This window comes from Sphingobacterium sp. UBA7625 (assembly GCF_002484085.1).
GTDB lineage: Bacteria > Bacteroidota > Bacteroidia > Sphingobacteriales > Sphingobacteriaceae > Sphingobacterium > Sphingobacterium athyrii.
In genome coordinates this window covers 51,706-67,642 of record NZ_DLJD01000060.1, presented here as the reverse complement: position 1 = coordinate 67,642, position 15,937 = coordinate 51,706, and the positions used below count along the sequence as shown (strand labels likewise).

Here is a 15,937-nt window from a genome sequence, read left to right as displayed (position 1 = left end):
CGCTCGGGCTTCTGTAAAACCACCTTCCGTACCTATTTAAAAAATCCCTGTTTTCCGCTAAATGGAATATTTGATAATAGCTGTATTTTTACTGCTTTAGATGTGGTGTTTACCGTTTTCATCCTATTGAGATAAACAGTATACATCTATTTTAAGACTATTGCACAATCAGATTATGGCACATCGCATTTACATATATAACGTCAATTCCAAAACAAAAGAAACATTTGAAACATATCTGGCCGAATGGAATTATGAAATTCCAGCCCTGATGCTCCCGCTATTTTCTTCGGGTATCCATGCCAGGGGTACACAGCTCTATGCCAATAAGGAAGATGGTATTGCAAGACTGCGCTATTTTTATGCGCTGCTTGCCGATGTTTATCAATTGCATTACAAAAGGAAATATACGGAACCCGTCAATAAGATGTTTGAGTTTTTGGAAAGTTTACCGTTCGATACTTTTCGGATTGATGCACGGGATGTCTTCAACATGAATGTGGAAAAACATACGGAACAGGCGAGTGACTGGGTCGATGAGATCAGGACGACGGGAGCAGTATATACACAGGCGTTTGAGCAACAAAGTTTGGATCCTTTACAGAAGATCTTGCGATTGTCTGGCTACCATACTTTCCTGGAAATGTTCGAGACAGACTGGATTAACTATGGCTTGGGTCTTTGGGAAGAACATGCTTTTCAGCAGGCGGGGGCCGAAGTCTTTGATGAAAATGGAAAACAGGGATTGAAAGACAGACTTGGGAATATCCTGGCTGTTGCAAAATATAATGAAATATTTGAGTTCAACGAAGCCGGGATTGCTGTGGTTCAGCTGGATAACCTATTTGGTTATATCAATGAGCAAGGAGAGGAAATTATACCTTGTCAGTACGTTGAAGCATTTGACGCGCGTGTTATCGATGGTGTTAATTACGCGGAAGTTGAAATCGAAGGCAAGCGTGGTGTATTGCACATTGCAAGCAAACAACTTTCCCTACCTGCTGCTTATGACAAATTGGACTGGTTTGTCCACGGTTTTTTGAACGCAAAGCAAGACGCTGACTATTTTCTTTTTGCTGCTGATGGGGTACAGGTTATTGACGAATCAGCGGATGAACCTTTTGGATACGATTACAGTAAGCTTTTTTATAAGCGGCAAAAAGGTACAATGAAGCGGAAATACTTTCGTATGGATGGTCACTATTTGGGCAGTTTTCTGGAAGATAGCCTACAGGCTCTTCCCAACGCCTATTTTTGGATCAAACCCAACAAGTTACAGCGGAAGATTTCAGTCATCAAGCCCGATGGTAACGTGCTTGATGAAGAGATTGATCGGATCATCGTTCTGGATGATTATCGCAGTATCGCTTACCTGAAAAATAAACAATGGCAGATTTACGCACTTGCGCATGACCTATTCCGCCTAGGCGATCGGACCATTGACAAAGTCTTGGTCGATAGCATTAAAAACTTTCGAAAAGATGTCTTTGTTGTCGCCTGTGCTGAAGGGCAAGGAATATATGAAGCTCATCTTGATCAATGGTTGCTCGAACCTGATCGGGCTTATCAGAAAATCGAATATTGCTATATGGACTTTATGCGTATCCAGCAATCCGAAGGCATGCGCTATTTTGATACAAAAGTAAATTTCTGCAGCGAACTTTATGATTATGTCAGTGCGCCGATTCATGATCCTCATCCGGAACGAAGCGAAGGTGAATTCTTACTCTTATTTAAAGGAGAAAGGCTGTTTTATGTAGATCTAAAACGAAATGTTGTGGAATTTCCTGAAACAGCATTTGGCCGTTTGTATGCCGAAAAATATAATTTGCAGGGAGCTGACCAGAATTACTTTGTACAATTTTATCAAGCATGGACCAAACGAAAGGGGGCGGGCTACGAATCTTATCTCGATAATGAGACGCTATACGAAAAAGCACAGAAACTAAATTGGGCCGGTAAGAAAAACGAGGCGATACATTTGTTGACCATCGGTGCCTCCCGAGGTAGCGCTGACTGCCAATACCTTCTCGGCAATATCTATTGCGATACAGATCATGAAGATTTTCTGGATATTCCTAAAGCGATTCGCTTCTACGAACAGGCCATAGCGCAGGATCATGCGCAGGCTTGGACGAACTTAGGGTTCATATATGCTACGGGCCTCGGCCTTCCGCTTGATATTCCCAAAGCCTTAGAGGCCTACCAAAAAGCTGCGGCATTGGGGGAAACGCAGGCGATGAGCAATCTTGGCAATTGGTATTATGAAGGGGAATATCTGGAACAGGATTTTGTGCAGGCCTTACACTATTTTAAACAGGCTGAAAAAGAAGGTATCAATAACGATGCGCAGGTAGCCGAAATTTATTACCAACAGAAAGATTACGCCAATTTATTACGCTATCTTAAAAAGGATAAAGACGGACAATATGCTGCGATTTATTATGGTATTTTGTATGAAGAAGGCTGGGGCGTAAAACAGAGTATGGTGAAGGCACTGCGTTACTATGAACAGGCAAACGAAAATGCGACCTATGCTTATGCCGTCAATCGTCTCTTGTATTACTATAAAAATGGAGCGTTTGCAGATTCCGCTAAATACAACTTTTGGTTGGATTTTGCCAAAAACAATGCGGTTGATATTGAAGAATAAAAAAAGAATATGGCACATCGAATTTATATTTATAACACAGATAAAAAAGATCAGGAGTATTTTCATGCTTATTTGGGTGAATGGAACTATGTCATTCCAGATTTGTTGCTGCCTTTGTTTGCCGCAAATCCAAAAGCGCAAGGTACCTTGGTATATGCTGAAAAAGAAGCGGGTATTTTAAAATTAAGGAAATTCTACGATCTGCTTATGCAGGAGTATAACTTGATATCCAATGCTGCTGTCCTGTTGACCATCGAAAAAATGTTCGATTTTCTGCATGGACTTCCATTTGAATGCTTCCAGATCAATGCGCGTGATGTTTTTAATATGTCTGAGGTCAAACATAGCCAACAAACAAAGGATTTTGCATTTGAAATTCAGGAGAAGAACCTGTATTACGAAAAAGCAATAGAGAAGCAGTCGTTATCAGCGCTTTATCCTATTTTGAGCCGCTCAGGTTATGATTCCTTTTTAGCGATGTTAGAAGCTGAGTGGAGCAACTATGGATTGGGCTGGTGGAATAGGGAGGCGATTGATAGTCTTGATAACCAGTTTTTTGAAGAAAACGGATGTTGGGGGATCCGAAATGCGAAGGGTGAGGTGAAAGTCGAACCCTGTTATGACGAGATCGGAGACTTTGATTACAATGGCTTTGCAGTTGTTGAGAAAGAAGGCTTGTTTGGCTATATAAATAGAAAGGGCGAAGAGACCATCCCTTGTATGTACACCTCTGCAGAGCCTGTACAGAGCGGCCATGGTTATATTGTAGGAAAAATGAGTTTAGCGGGCAAATATGGCTTGGTAGACGTGGAGACTGGAGCTACAATTATTCCCTTGAACTATGCGGTTTTGGACGATTTTGCTTATGGATTCTACCAGGGACAGCTGGATGGAAAATATGACATTATCGATGCTGAAGGTAAGGGCTTGAATACGACGAGCTCCGATGAGCCTTTTGAAATAGACTACGAGGGCTTTATTTACCAACCGATAGCGAACAGCAAACTACGTAAATATTATTCCAATCAGGGTGCTCTATTGGGCGAGTATCCAGAAGGAGTTTTAAACGAATTGTTGTTTGATTTCTACGCGGTCAATTTAAACAATAAAAAAAAGAAATCAGTCCATGCGGCAGACGGTTCCCTTTTGGTAAAAGATGTGGCTGTGCTAAATGCCATGAATGGGCTCAGTGCATTGTATTACCTTACAGCGGACAAATATTTTCTGTATGACCTCGCCAGCCGGGATTTTCTTCTGCAAGATCTGACGATTAAATCTATACAGGGAGGTGCAGATTTTGGTAATGGTGCCTATAATTGTTATGTCATTGAAACCGAATCGGAAAGAGGAATCTATCACACAGAGACTAAAAGCTGGCTGCTTCCATTGTCAGGACATTATGCCACAATCAGCTACGCGCTGATGGACTATTTTATCCTGCAAGATCAGATGGGCGGATATTATTATTACGATACTGATAGCAAAGAACTGAGTGAATCCTTCGATTTTATCTGTGGTAGTGTAAGACATTATCAAGATCTAATGATGTTGCGCGACGGCAAACTGTTTAATAAGGGATATGAAGGATTGGAAGAGGTGCCCCAAGATCAGTATGGATATTATATCAAGGCATTGGACAAGCTGGAAGGAAAGGAACTTGAGGTTTTTGACCATTTTTTTACGCAGTGGAAATCGGATCGGGGCGTAGATTTTGAATCTGCCTATGATAGTTATACATTGTATCACATGGCCATGGATTACTGTAGAAATGGAGACGTCGAAAATGCTATCCGTTACTTTACATTTTCAGCTGATCAGGACAATGAAAGCAGTATGTATGAGCTCGGTAATATCTATACGGATATCGATAATGAAGATAAGCGTTTTCTGGACCTGAAAAAAGGAATTGCATACTATGAGCGGTCCGCCGGAAAGGGGTATGCAGCTTCTTGGAATAGCATCGGTTATCTTTACCAGCATGGAATAGGCTATCCGTCGGATCTAAAAAAAGCTTTTGAGGCTTATACCGAAGCGGCTGATCTTGGGGATGGCTATGCATTATCCAATCTGGGTTATTTCTATTTTAGTGGGACCTATGTGGAAGAAGATCTTGAAAAAGCATTGGATTACTACAAAAAAGCGGAATTGAAACTGGTTGAAAATAATGGCAATATCGCTTCGATTTATTATAGTTTAGATGACTATGACCGTCTGCTTGTTTATCTGAAGAAAGATAAAGCGGATAGCTATTCCAATATTTATTACGGTTTGATGTATGATGCGGGTTTAAAATTTAAAAAGGACAGCAAAAAAGCCATTCATTATTTTGAGCGGGCAAATCATTATAGTGTCTATGAGTCTGCTACAGAGAGCTTATTGGGTTATTATAAAAATGATCCCGACTTTATGGATCAGGAAAAACATGACTACTGGTCGAACTTTGCCCGACAACACGAATTGGATATTGAACCCGAATTGTTGATTTGGGCGAATGAGAAAAGTGGGAGAGTAGAAGCAAAGGACGAACCTAAAGGAAATAGTAGTTCATCCTTTTTTAGTAAACTGTTTAAAAAGAAAAAATAACTTGCTCGATGTTATCTTCTGCAAATTTAGATTTCACAGGTATGCTGATCGACCTAGCCTTTATGCTTTCAGAAAAAGACCCAAACGTTTGGCTACTATCTACGGACATTTTTGATTTCGGGGATTATAGGTCTTGCATTGGGCGCTTTAATCGTTATGATGTGGGCACGATCGTTGTAGTTTCCATATAACTTGTTTCAGGAGCAGGGGTATATCCAATACTCTGCTCCTGAAAATAGGACTTTATCGTTAGACTGATCTATTTTTTGCGTTGACAATATGCATCAAATGGTGATTACAATGCCAGGCATATAGACCAATATTTACTTTAAGTGAAATATATCGTTTGGTAACCGGATGAATAAAGGCTCGTTCAAGTTGCTCATCACTTAGACTTTTCAAAAGAATCTCCCAACGTTGATGCAAACCTTCCAATAGACGCAGCGAGCTTTCTATCGGATTGTGTTTTGCATCCGGAAGTTCGGCCCATAGGTTTTCTTCATAGAGTTTTATCGTAGGGTCATCTTCTGTCAGGGCCAATTTGAAACGGACAAAGCTATTCATATGGCTATCTGCGCAATGATGCACCACCTGTCTGATCGTCCAGCCATCTGGGCGATATCGTTTTTCCAATGCACTATCCGGTAGGTCACTGACTTCCGATTTTAGGCGGGTCGGGAAGTCTGCAATTGTTTTTATCCAATCGCTCAATAATTGCTTGTTAATCTGATCTGGTACGGCAAAGCGGCCTATGGGATACCGAAGTTTTTCTAATTCATGTTGCATGGTTTAAATTTAACGAAAATTGCTTGAAGGTTCGTATGTTTTATGTGTAAAGTAACGGTCAGATCATCTTTTGGACTTTAACAAACCTACCTATGTGATTTGGATGACAGGAAGAATTATAGTAATTTCGGCAATGCGAGATGCATCACTTTATTTTTTTTCTATAATCGATGAGTTAGGAAAATAGGTAAGGACGGTTTGTTTTGGATATAAAGCACAAGGAATGAAGAGTTTAAATGAGTTGATTAATCCGACAGATTCAGGATGGAGCCTGGTCGAAGAATGGATGAAGGGAGCTAGCAATCCTTATGAGGTACTGCCCAGAAATGCAAAACGTGCAGATGAGGAGCTGCTAAGAGCTCAGATCACTACAAAATCACCTATGGGCGCTATAATTCATCAAACCGGAGGAATACTGATTGACAATGGGTGGCTACGGATATTGGGTTCGGGTTCAGTTAAATTGAATCGGGGTATTATGGAGTGGAACAAAGGAAAGAGTTTTGACAAAGAAGGAGAGAAAGGTGGTTTTCTATTAATTGCCGATGATGTTTTGGGTGGCTATTTTGCGATTAATGCGGGGGCTTTGGGCGAGGGCATAGGACAGGTCTATTATTTTGCACAGGATACCTTGGAATGGGAAAGCTTAGAGTGCGGCTATTCTGATTTTATTTATTGGACACTGAAGGGGGATATCCGTCAATTTTATGAAACATTTAAATGGAAGGATTGGGCCGATGATGTGCAAAAATTGGATGGCAATCAAGTATTTTCATTTTATCCTTTTTTGTGGACGGAACAGGCCCGCGATTTTCGGAAGGTTGATAGAAAAGTTGTTCCGATCGATGAAAACTACCATTTTACAATGGAATTTGCTGGTGGAAGATAGCTTTTTAGCAGTTAGCAGGCTTGATGGTCACCGTTTTCCTAACGCTGGTTTAGTTGGAAATTTATCAGCGAATCAGCTTGTCCATGTGCGAGATAGACGATTTTATTGGACATAAACAGATTATTTTATCTGGATTACATGCTTTGAAAACATCTTTCGTTTAGATATTAAATATTGCTGAATAGATATCGGCGTTGTATAAGCTTGTTTTTGCTGTCTGTTTAGCATGACTATCGAATCAATTTGATCGACCAATAAGTATTTAATCGAGGTTCCATCCCATTTTCCAATTGAAAAATGCTGCCTGAATTGCGGATTCGTATGCAGCGATACATCAATGGGATTTGTTTTCGAAGAAATTCCGACGTGCTTGCTGTCAGTTGATTTCAGGTATACTAAAATATGTGTATCCTTTTTCTTTGCTTCAATCTGGATCGTTCGTACAGGATCACAGGCTAGCAACAGGAGAATAGATAAAAACATTGTTATTACAAAATATAGACTCATTTTCATCATCGAAGATTTACATTTCGGCAATCAGACCAACCATCTAGCACGTAAAGAATTCTTTTTAGACCGTAGATTATTTCCCCAAAAAATTGGAGCCTCTCGGATAGTTACAAATATAACTGGAAATAGGAAGGATATTCTAGCAGTTTTCAGGGAATTTTATAGCGAGCGAGAAGGGAAGGAGAATCTATATTGACTGCTGACCGAACGATTATCTTTTCCTTCGATCAGCAATCATGTCTTTTTTTACTCAATAAAAAGTCATCCTAGCTGGGTTGATTTTGGAGCGCATAGGTATGCTCGTTGAGTTTCGTTATTTCCAGTTGAATTCCTTCTGCAAGTCCAAGCTGTGTAGCTGCTTCTTTCCCTAGTTTAAGGACATGGAATCCACGACCACGGTAAGTGAAATTGCATTCATACTCATTGGAATCGATCACGATCCGGAGCTTTTGTGATTTTGCTGGAAATAAAGGCTTAAAATCTTTCGTAATTCTGATTTGCGATTTTTTTGCATCATCCGCTGTAATTTTATTTCCTGCTGCTGGAAATAACATACGATTGGGAGAATCATTTTGAGCTATGTTTTCTACTACTTGTTGTTCATCTTTCTGTTGAACTGCTGCAACCTCTTTCGGAGGATTTTCCGTTGTTACTGTATCTTGAGGCTTTTTATTTTGGCGGCCTTTTTTTCTTGCATTTTGATTGGCAGGTTTTGCCGAAACTTCCTGCGATTTTGCATCAGTAGTCGATACTGTTTTTTTGTCTTCAGCGGTTGGTGAAGGGGCGGCGGCAGATAAAGGTCTTTTGATAATATTTCGAATATAATAATGTTTTATACGCGATTTGTCCGTATTACGTTCTTCGATTTCAAAATCTTCTGTATAGGCTTTAAAAAGGTGGGACATTTTATCGTAACCATAGTTTCGCGCATCAAAATCTGGTTTTCTTTTATTGAAAAGGCTGCCAATTTCCCCTAAAAATGCCCAGCCATTTTCATCTGCGGTGTCATCAACAGTATCTTTTAATAATTCCAGCGTCTCTTCATCAAGCACAGCTATACTGGTTGGATTGTCTACAGGGACAGGTTTGGGCTGATTTTGCTGTTTTTTCTTTGTGTTAGGTTCTTTCTTTGGATTCTTTTCAAAGATCTCAACATAAATAAATTTGTCGCAAGAAGCGATGAAAGGCTTCGGCGTCTTTTTCTCTCCGATACCGATCACCAATTTGCCGGATTCTCTTAACCGTGTCGCCAGCCTAGTAAAGTCACTGTCACTTGATACAATACAGAACCCATCAACCCTGTCGGAATGCAGGATGTCCATCGCATCAATAATGAGTGCCGAGTCCGTGGAGTTTTTGCCCTGAGTGTAACTGTATTGTTGGATAGGGGTGATCGCATGGGTGAGGAGCTTATCCTTCCATTTTTCGACATAGGGATTTGTCCAGTCACCGTAGATCCGTTTGATAGTAGGAATACCGTAGCGTTTGACTTCGTTCAGAATTTCTTCGATCTTTCGATAAGAAACATTATCCGCATCGATTAATATTGCGATTTGTAAATCCCCATGTTCTGCCATATATGTTTAATTATATTTCGATGTATTATTATGTGTACGCCACCAATAGGATTTTCCTATTTTTTGAACATACGGTTAAAAATACGTTATTGTTGAAGAATTATTGAATTTTTTAAAAATTTAATTTGAGTGATGATTTTCTGAGGGACACTATTTTGAAAGATTTCCTATCCTCTTTTATGAATAATATGATAACAAGAGCATCGGAATAGGAACATCAAATAGCGCTTAATAGGAAGAAGCGTAGGAACAAAAAAAGGTTTTCAAACGGGGAGAATGAAAACCTTAAATAACCAATTATAAACCTAAATTATGATGATACAAAGATAGTGTGTTTTTCACACTTATGCAAGTATTGTTTAATTTTTTTTTATTGAGCAATTATTTTTGTGGCTAAAAAACTACAGACTCCGTTTGCTATCCTGATTTCAAAAATAGCGATCATCTGAGGTTCGCTATCCGTATTGCCGGTATATGATCTTAGGTAAAAATTGACCATCGTTCCAGATTTTAATTCGAAACCACATTTATAAACTTAATAATTACCGTGATCCAACTTTATATCAAGATAAGGCCAAAACCGTATTTAAAATCGAAATAACACTATATTTAAACCATATTAATAGGGGTATAAAAGGGATCTACCCCTGTTATACCCCTGTAAACCCCCTGTAAAACCCCAGTAATTACTAGGTTACTATAAAGGTTGGTATCAATCAGGTATTTTCCTTTACCAAATATGGTACGGAAGGTTTCGCAATGGAGCAGGTCATGGTCGCAGAAGTTTGAAAAAAAGCAGATGAAATTAAAATGATATAAGACGCGCTGCCGAGAGCGTGCAACCGGTGATCAACGCTGAATAAATGCAGATGGGCGATAGCCCATAACGGTATAAAAGCTATTGGTGAAAGCTTGTATGCTTTGATAGCCCACTTTATAAGCGATTTGAGATATGGTCAGTTCGCCCATACTTAAAAGCTCAAGGCTTTTAATGATCCGAAGCAATTGTTGGTACTTGACAAGTGTCATTCCTGTTTCTTTTTTAAACAATCGTTCGATGGTACGTAAGGAAAGGTTGGATAACAGGGCAATCTCTTCCATTTTGATGGGATGGGTATAGTGGTCATGCAAGTGACTTAAAACTGTCTGCAGTCTATTTTCATTGGGCAGCGTAATTTCCAAATGTAATAACCGCGCTCCGAATGCAGGAAGCTCATTGAGAAGCGCGCGCAGGAAGATTTTTTCGTTTTCATTTTCTTCCGTTAATTTTGACCACTTTTCAGCATAGCGGATCATTTCCCGTAATACTTTCGGGGCAGCGAATATCTGAACGTTTTCGAAAAATGGATCGTCTTGTTCGATATCGAAAAAAAGGATCATTAACTTGATGCTTTCCGAATGCGAATTGGTCTTATGTAACGCATTCGAGGGAACCCATGCAACATGATTTTGGGGGAGTAGGTACATTTTTCCTGCCACAGTAAGGTATTGGAAACCTTGCTCGACATAAATCAGCTGTGCCTTCCGATGGGTATGCAAGGCATTGTCGTGAATCCAATTTTCTTCAAACCAGACAAAATTAGATTTCTCGATCCCTTCAATAGTTTCAATATGATTCGAACAGCTCATGTCGTTATAAATTAAATCAATGGCAAATTTAATTAAATGACTGAACATATCTTTGCAGCAAATCATCATGGTAGGGAAATCCATAAAGATATATTGCCGCTTCACAGCGGAATGGATTCAGTGTGCATTATGCACAAGAAACAATTAATTTCTATGAATAGCAATTTACACAAATCAAATACTGTCACCTGGAGCTGGTTATCTGTATTTGTCATTATTTTGGTGTCCACGAACCTAAGGTCGCCGATTACAGCAGTGGGACCTGTTTTGGGACAGATCAGCGAGGTCCTCACATTGGACAGTTTTCAAAGCAGTCTATTGACCGCCATTCCTCTTTTTATGTTTGCGACTTGCTCGGTTGCTGTTAGTAAGTATTCTCATGTTCTGGGAATGCATCGCTTTTTGTTGTTTGGGCTGATCATTCTCGCTGTTGGGATCATTGTCAGGGTATGGGGTGATACAGGCTCTTTATTTGTAGGTTCTGTTATGATCGGATTAGGAATATGTGTGGGTAATGTGGTGGCACCGGGTTATATTAAAACCAGTTTCCCCCATCATATCGGACTGATGACGGGAATTTTTGCCGTAGCAATGAATCTGACCGCGGCATTTGCATCGGGCTTTAGCCTACGTATTGGGGAATGGACAGGATTGGGATGGCAAGGTTCTTTAGGGCTGTGGGGCATATTGGCCATATTCACAATTATCGCTGTCTTTTTTGATCAATTCGCTGGACCGAAAGATACTGCTCCCGGCCAAAAGCAACAATCTAAGAGCAGTATTGGCCATATTTTTAGATCCAGATTGGCTTGGTATATCAGTATATTTATGGGTATTCAATCATTGGTTTATTATAGCTTGATTTCTTGGTTACCTAAGGTATTGGTCGACTATGGAATGGCGGCTAAAGATACGGGATGGTTGTTATTTCTGATTCAGATTGCGATGATTCCCATTATGTTTTTCGGACCTATTATTGCACACCGGATGAAAGATCAGCGGTTAATGGCTGTTGCTGTTGCGGCTGGCATGTTGGGCAGTATACTGATTTTCTTTCTGTTTAAGCTTGAGGGGATTTATGTTGCGGCCGTATTGCTCGGACTTTCCAATGGATTGTCTTTTAGCCTTTCTATTCTCTTTTTTAGCTTAAGGGCAAAAACCACTGCAAATGCAATTAAAATTTCGGGAATGGCACAGTCGGTCGGTTATCTGATAGCTGCATTTGGTCCACCAATTTTTGGAAAACTGCACGAGGTTGATCCCTCTTGGAATTACTCTTTTTATTTTCTTGCCGGTAGCATTATCCTCCTGTTGCTTACAGGAATAAAAGCAGCGGAAAACAAATTCGTGGAAGAATCTTGAAACAGTAAAAACAGTGCTTCATAAAACAGATTCGGGGCGGNNGGCCCGAATCTGTTTTGCGACTGGTTGATTTTCGCTACCAGGTATCCAGTGATCAGTTAGCCTTAATCTTTTAAGATATCAAATTCGATATAGGTCGCATTGTTGACATCATGAAAAATGCGTTGTGTAGCCTTACGGAAATCGGCTTTGGTCGCTGTATAGGGTTCCATAAATACTTGCGGATTTCGTTCAGCCAATGGGAACCATGAGTTTTGCACCTGAACCATGATACGATGTCCTTTTTTAAAGGTATGGGCAACATCAGGCATAACGAAGTCTACTTTTTCCACCATGCCCGGTGTCAATGGTTGCGGTTTGTCAAAGCCATTTCGATATTTGCCCGCCATGATCTCTCCTCTGACCATCATCTGGTATCCCGCCATTGGTTTTCCATCAAAATTCGGCGCATCGTTGGGATAGACATCGATGAGTTTAACAATATAATCCGCATCGGTACCAGTTGATGCTACTTTTAGAAAATTCTTGATCGGTCCGACAATCGTGATGTCTTCCGTCAATGGTGCTGTCTGATAGACCATGACATCTGGACGGCTGGCTGCAAAACGCTGATCATCGACCATATACTCGCGGGTACGGTTCTGGATTAATCCGCCTTGGTGCGGAACCGGTTTGTTAGGATCAGTTACGTATTCATCCCATGAATCTGTGCGTTGAACTTTCTCAAAACCAAGTTTACCCTGTGGCTGAAAATAGAGCTTTTTTGTTTCGACATTCTTTGGTGGCCATTGTTCAAATTGCTTCCATTCATTGCTTCCGGAAATAAAGATATTGGCCTCGGCGGGAGAGAAGCTTCCTTCTTGTTTCAAATGATGACTGAAAAATGGTTGTTCAAATTTTTCCTGGTAGGTGACGCTTGTTTTTTTCTCAAATTGGATGTCACCTAAGTAATCTCCTGTTGCACGTACCCAGCCACCATGATACCAAGGGCCTGCAACCAGAATTGAATTGTTTTTTTTGCTCTTTTCTTCAATGGATTGATAGGTTTTAAATGTTCCGTAAGCATCCTCGGCATCGAAAAAGCCACCAACGACCATGACTGCCGGTTTCACGTCCTGTAGATAATTGGTGACGACACGGCTTTTCCAGAAGTCATCGTAATTCGGATGCTTAAAGAGGTTATTCCAGAATAGGACAGAATCGCCAAAATATTTTTCTTTGAGTTCTCTGGCGGTTCCGGCTTCAAGGAAAAAATTGTATTTATCCACTTCGTTGATCTGAATCTTACTGTTAAATTGATCCGGCGTAATTGGTTTAGGGCGCGGAACGCCAAAGGTCGACATAAATGTGAAAGCGTCCTGCAAGAATAGAACACCATTGTGATGGAAATCATCACCGATAAACCAATCTGTTACCGGAGCCTGTGGCGAAACAGCTTTGAGGCTCGGATGCGTTTTGATCAGTCCGACCGTAGAATAAAATCCCGGATAAGAGATACCATAAAGCCCCGCTTTGCCACTATAATTCTTCAGGTTTTTTTGTAACCATTCCAATGCGTCATAAGTGTCCGTGCTTTCATCAATCGCTTTTTTATCCTTACTGAGGTTTGTGGGACGAACGTCTTCAAAATCACCTTCACTCATCCATTTTCCACGCACATCCTGATAGACGAAGATATAACCGTCCCGCATCATTGCAGGGAAGTTGCCTAAACTCTTTTTGTATTCGTTTTGGCCATAAGGGCCTACCGTGTAGGGTGTTCGATTCAATAAAACAGGGTATTTCTTGGATTTGTCTTTGGGGCTGTAGATCACAGTAAACAATTTCTTACCATCTCTCATCGGAACCTTTACTTCGGTTTTTTCATAATGATCCCTGACATAAGCGGAATCTGTGGTCGTCTGTGCATGTAGCTGGCTTCCCGTAACAAGTGTTAAAGCCAGAAACGAAATTGTAGTTTTCATTTAAATAATGATTTAGGAATGTCGATTTATCATGTTTTACATGGATTCTTTACACTCGGTTTGTTTTCTTAATGGAAATGTAGCTATCATGAGCGAAATTATTTTCGGTTTTGTTAGCTGATTTGAGCTCACGATGGTTGCATTAATTTAAGCCTAAAGGTAATGCTCCCGAAATCATTTTCCAATTTTATTGTCATATTTATATGGATTACAAAAAGAAAAATTGACCAATTTTTTAGAAAGAATAACTTTTTTTGAATTGTATTTGGATTAGTTTTTTAATGTTAATATATTGAGTAAAATTAGTTATGATTATATTTTATTTTTCAAGGTATGTTCAAATGACTTAAATTTCAATGAGATGAGTGATGACGACTTCGGTCGGAATCGTATTTTATTGTAGTTCTTTTGTATTCGAATAGGCCTTGAAAAAGCAATTGTCACGATTTTATAAATAAAGTGACAATGGGTGTGAAATATGTTTTTTTAAGCTAATTTTAGGAATTATTTTATCATAAAACATCAATTAAATAACAAATTAAGTATATAGAATTAATATGGGACAACAAGTGAAAGATGCCAATGGCAAATTGGGTATTCTTATTCCGGGATTGGGTGCTGTGGCTACAACATTGATCGCTGGTGTGGCATCTATAAACAAGGGTTTTTCAAAACCGATAGGATCTGTTTCGCAGTTGAGCAGAATCCGTTTAGGTAAGCGCACGGAGAATAGAAATCCATTAATAAAGGATTTCGTCCCTTTGGCAAAGTTGGAAGATGTAGTTTTTGGTGGTTGGGATGTTTATGAAGATAACGTCTATGAAGCAGCTTCAAAAGCACAGGTATTGGAACAAGGTCAACTTGATGCCGTAAAAGCTGAACTGGAAGCTATTCAGCCGATGAAAGCTGTCTTTGATCGCAATTTTGTAAAGAATTTAGACGGTACGCACATTAAAACGGAAAAGACACGTCGTGAGTTGGCTGATGCCGTACAACGTGATATCCGTGAATTTAAAGAAAAAAACGGCTTAGACCGTGTCGTATTGGTATGGTGTGGTTCTACTGAACGCTATATTGAGACAAATGAAGCCTTCTCAACAATTGCAAAGTTAGAAGAGGCTTTGGATAATGATGATCAACGTATTCCACCGAGCATGATCTATTGTTATGCGGCTATAAAAGAGGGTGCTCCTTATGTTAACGGTGCGCCTAACTTAACGTGTGATGTTCCTGCTATTGTAGAATTAGCTCATGAACATGGCGTTGCAATTGCTGGAAAAGACTTCAAAACAGGTCAAACATTGATGAAAACAATTGTTGCTCCTGGTCTTCAGGCAAGAGCGCTAGGGGTAGAAGGATGGTTCTCTACAAATATCTTGGGTAACCGCGATGGCTTGGTATTGGATGATCCAGAAAACTTCAAAACAAAAGAAGTTTCTAAATTATCCGTATTGGAAGAAATTCTTGATGCGAAAAAGAACCCAGAATTATACGGTGATTTATACCACAAGGTACGGATCAATTACTACCCTCCACACGGAGACAACAAAGAGTCTTGGGATAACATCGATATCTTTGGCTGGTTGGGTTACAAAATGCAAATCAAGATCAACTTCTTGTGCCGAGATTCAATTTTGGCAGCCCCAGTTGCTTTGGATTTGGCATTGTTTATTGATCTGGCGCAACGTGCTGGTATGTCAGGTATCCAGGAATGGTTGTCTTTCTATTTGAAATCACCACAAACGGCACCGGGTTTACCTCCTGAACATGATATCTTCAAACAGTTGATGAAATTACAAAATACCTTGCGTCATATTATGGGCGAGGACTTGATTACTCACTTGGGACTGGATTATTACCAAGAATTAGTAGATAGTATTCAATAGATTACCTTTATAAAAAGGGGAACAATTACTTCGGGTGATTCTTCCCCTTTTTCTTCGGGATAATTATATCGTGCCCTCAAGATTTGCACTATTAAAAA

Annotated in this window: 10 protein-coding genes; 5 read left to right on the top strand and 5 right to left on the bottom strand. The window is 39.9% G+C overall.

Features of this window, described 5'->3' with window-relative positions:
- The first annotated feature begins 175 nt into the window (after positions 1 to 175).
- Positions 176 to 2,653, top strand: a complete 2,478-nt coding sequence (locus B4G94_RS26245) for an SEL1-like repeat protein (RefSeq protein WP_286863065.1) — start codon at positions 176 to 178, stop codon at positions 2,651 to 2,653.
- Positions 2,654 to 2,662: 9 nt separating this feature from the next.
- Positions 2,663 to 5,236: an SEL1-like repeat protein gene (locus B4G94_RS26240; protein ID WP_286863064.1), complete on the top strand. Its 2,574-nt coding sequence runs from the start codon at positions 2,663 to 2,665 to the stop codon at positions 5,234 to 5,236.
- A gap of 249 nt (positions 5,237 to 5,485) precedes the next feature.
- Here the strand turns inward: B4G94_RS26240 and B4G94_RS26235 are convergent, their stop codons facing one another.
- Positions 5,486 to 6,022 carry a YfiT family bacillithiol transferase gene (locus B4G94_RS26235; RefSeq protein WP_286863063.1) on the bottom strand — a complete coding sequence of 179 codons (537 nt, stop codon included), beginning with the start codon at positions 6,020 to 6,022 and terminating at the stop codon, positions 5,486 to 5,488.
- Between the two features lie 223 nt (positions 6,023 to 6,245).
- Here B4G94_RS26235 and B4G94_RS26230 point away from each other — a divergent pair, with 223 nt between their 5' ends.
- Positions 6,246 to 6,911 (top strand): DUF2625 domain-containing protein, encoded by a 666-nt coding sequence (locus B4G94_RS26230; RefSeq protein WP_286863062.1) that lies wholly within the window; start codon positions 6,246 to 6,248, stop codon positions 6,909 to 6,911.
- 120 nt (positions 6,912 to 7,031) lie between these two features.
- On the opposite strand, the gene B4G94_RS26225 is transcribed toward B4G94_RS26230, so the two are convergent.
- The 3 genes from B4G94_RS26225 to B4G94_RS26215 all read right to left on the bottom strand — a co-directional run bounded on the left by B4G94_RS26225 (position 7,032) and on the right by B4G94_RS26215 (position 10,627).
- Entirely contained in the window at positions 7,032 to 7,394 is a 363-nt protein-coding gene (locus B4G94_RS26225) for a hypothetical protein (protein ID WP_286863061.1), read from the bottom strand.
- A gap of 293 nt (positions 7,395 to 7,687) precedes the next feature.
- Entirely contained in the window at positions 7,688 to 8,998 is a 1,311-nt protein-coding gene (locus tag B4G94_RS26220) for an NYN domain-containing protein (protein ID WP_286863060.1), read from the bottom strand.
- 849 nt (positions 8,999 to 9,847) lie between these two features.
- The gene (locus tag B4G94_RS26215) at positions 9,848 to 10,627 is read right to left on the bottom strand and encodes a helix-turn-helix domain-containing protein (protein ID WP_286863059.1); all 780 of its coding nucleotides are present in this window, start codon (positions 10,625 to 10,627) and stop codon (positions 9,848 to 9,850) included.
- A 153-nt stretch (positions 10,628 to 10,780) separates the two neighbouring features.
- Here B4G94_RS26215 and B4G94_RS26210 point away from each other — a divergent pair, with 153 nt between their 5' ends.
- Positions 10,781 to 11,989 carry a CynX/NimT family MFS transporter gene (locus B4G94_RS26210; RefSeq protein WP_286863058.1) on the top strand — a complete coding sequence of 403 codons (1,209 nt, stop codon included), beginning with the start codon at positions 10,781 to 10,783 and terminating at the stop codon, positions 11,987 to 11,989.
- Positions 11,990 to 12,093: 104 nt separating this feature from the next.
- Here B4G94_RS26210 and B4G94_RS26205 read toward each other — a convergent pair whose 3' ends face one another.
- Positions 12,094 to 13,953 (bottom strand): CocE/NonD family hydrolase, encoded by a 1,860-nt coding sequence (locus B4G94_RS26205; protein ID WP_286863057.1) that lies wholly within the window; start codon positions 13,951 to 13,953, stop codon positions 12,094 to 12,096.
- Between the two features lie 557 nt (positions 13,954 to 14,510).
- Here B4G94_RS26205 and B4G94_RS26200 point away from each other — a divergent pair.
- Positions 14,511 to 15,839, top strand: a complete 1,329-nt coding sequence (locus B4G94_RS26200; RefSeq protein ID WP_108633174.1) for an inositol-3-phosphate synthase — start codon at positions 14,511 to 14,513, stop codon at positions 15,837 to 15,839.
- The last annotated feature ends 98 nt before the right edge of the window (positions 15,840 to 15,937 follow it).

Bases quoted from the DNA above. Each gene is read 5' to 3' on its own strand.
- B4G94_RS26245 (WP_286863065.1), top strand. From the start codon at position 176: ATGGCACATCGCATTTACATATATAACGTCAATTCCAAAACAAAAGAA.
- B4G94_RS26240 (WP_286863064.1), top strand. From the start codon at position 2,663: ATGGCACATCGAATTTATATTTATAACACAGATAAAAAAGATCAGGAG.
- B4G94_RS26235 (WP_286863063.1), bottom strand. From the start codon at position 6,022: ATGCAACATGAATTAGAAAAACTTCGGTATCCCATAGGCCGCTTTGCC.
- B4G94_RS26230 (WP_286863062.1), top strand. From the start codon at position 6,246: ATGAAGAGTTTAAATGAGTTGATTAATCCGACAGATTCAGGATGGAGC.
- B4G94_RS26225 (WP_286863061.1), bottom strand. From the start codon at position 7,394: ATGTTTTTATCTATTCTCCTGTTGCTAGCCTGTGATCCTGTACGAACG.
- B4G94_RS26220 (WP_286863060.1), bottom strand. From the start codon at position 8,998: ATGGCAGAACATGGGGATTTACAAATCGCAATATTAATCGATGCGGAT.
- B4G94_RS26215 (WP_286863059.1), bottom strand. From the start codon at position 10,627: ATGAGCTGTTCGAATCATATTGAAACTATTGAAGGGATCGAGAAATCT.
- B4G94_RS26210 (WP_286863058.1), top strand. From the start codon at position 10,781: ATGAATAGCAATTTACACAAATCAAATACTGTCACCTGGAGCTGGTTA.
- B4G94_RS26205 (WP_286863057.1), bottom strand. From the start codon at position 13,953: ATGAAAACTACAATTTCGTTTCTGGCTTTAACACTTGTTACGGGAAGC.
- B4G94_RS26200 (WP_108633174.1), top strand. From the start codon at position 14,511: ATGGGACAACAAGTGAAAGATGCCAATGGCAAATTGGGTATTCTTATT.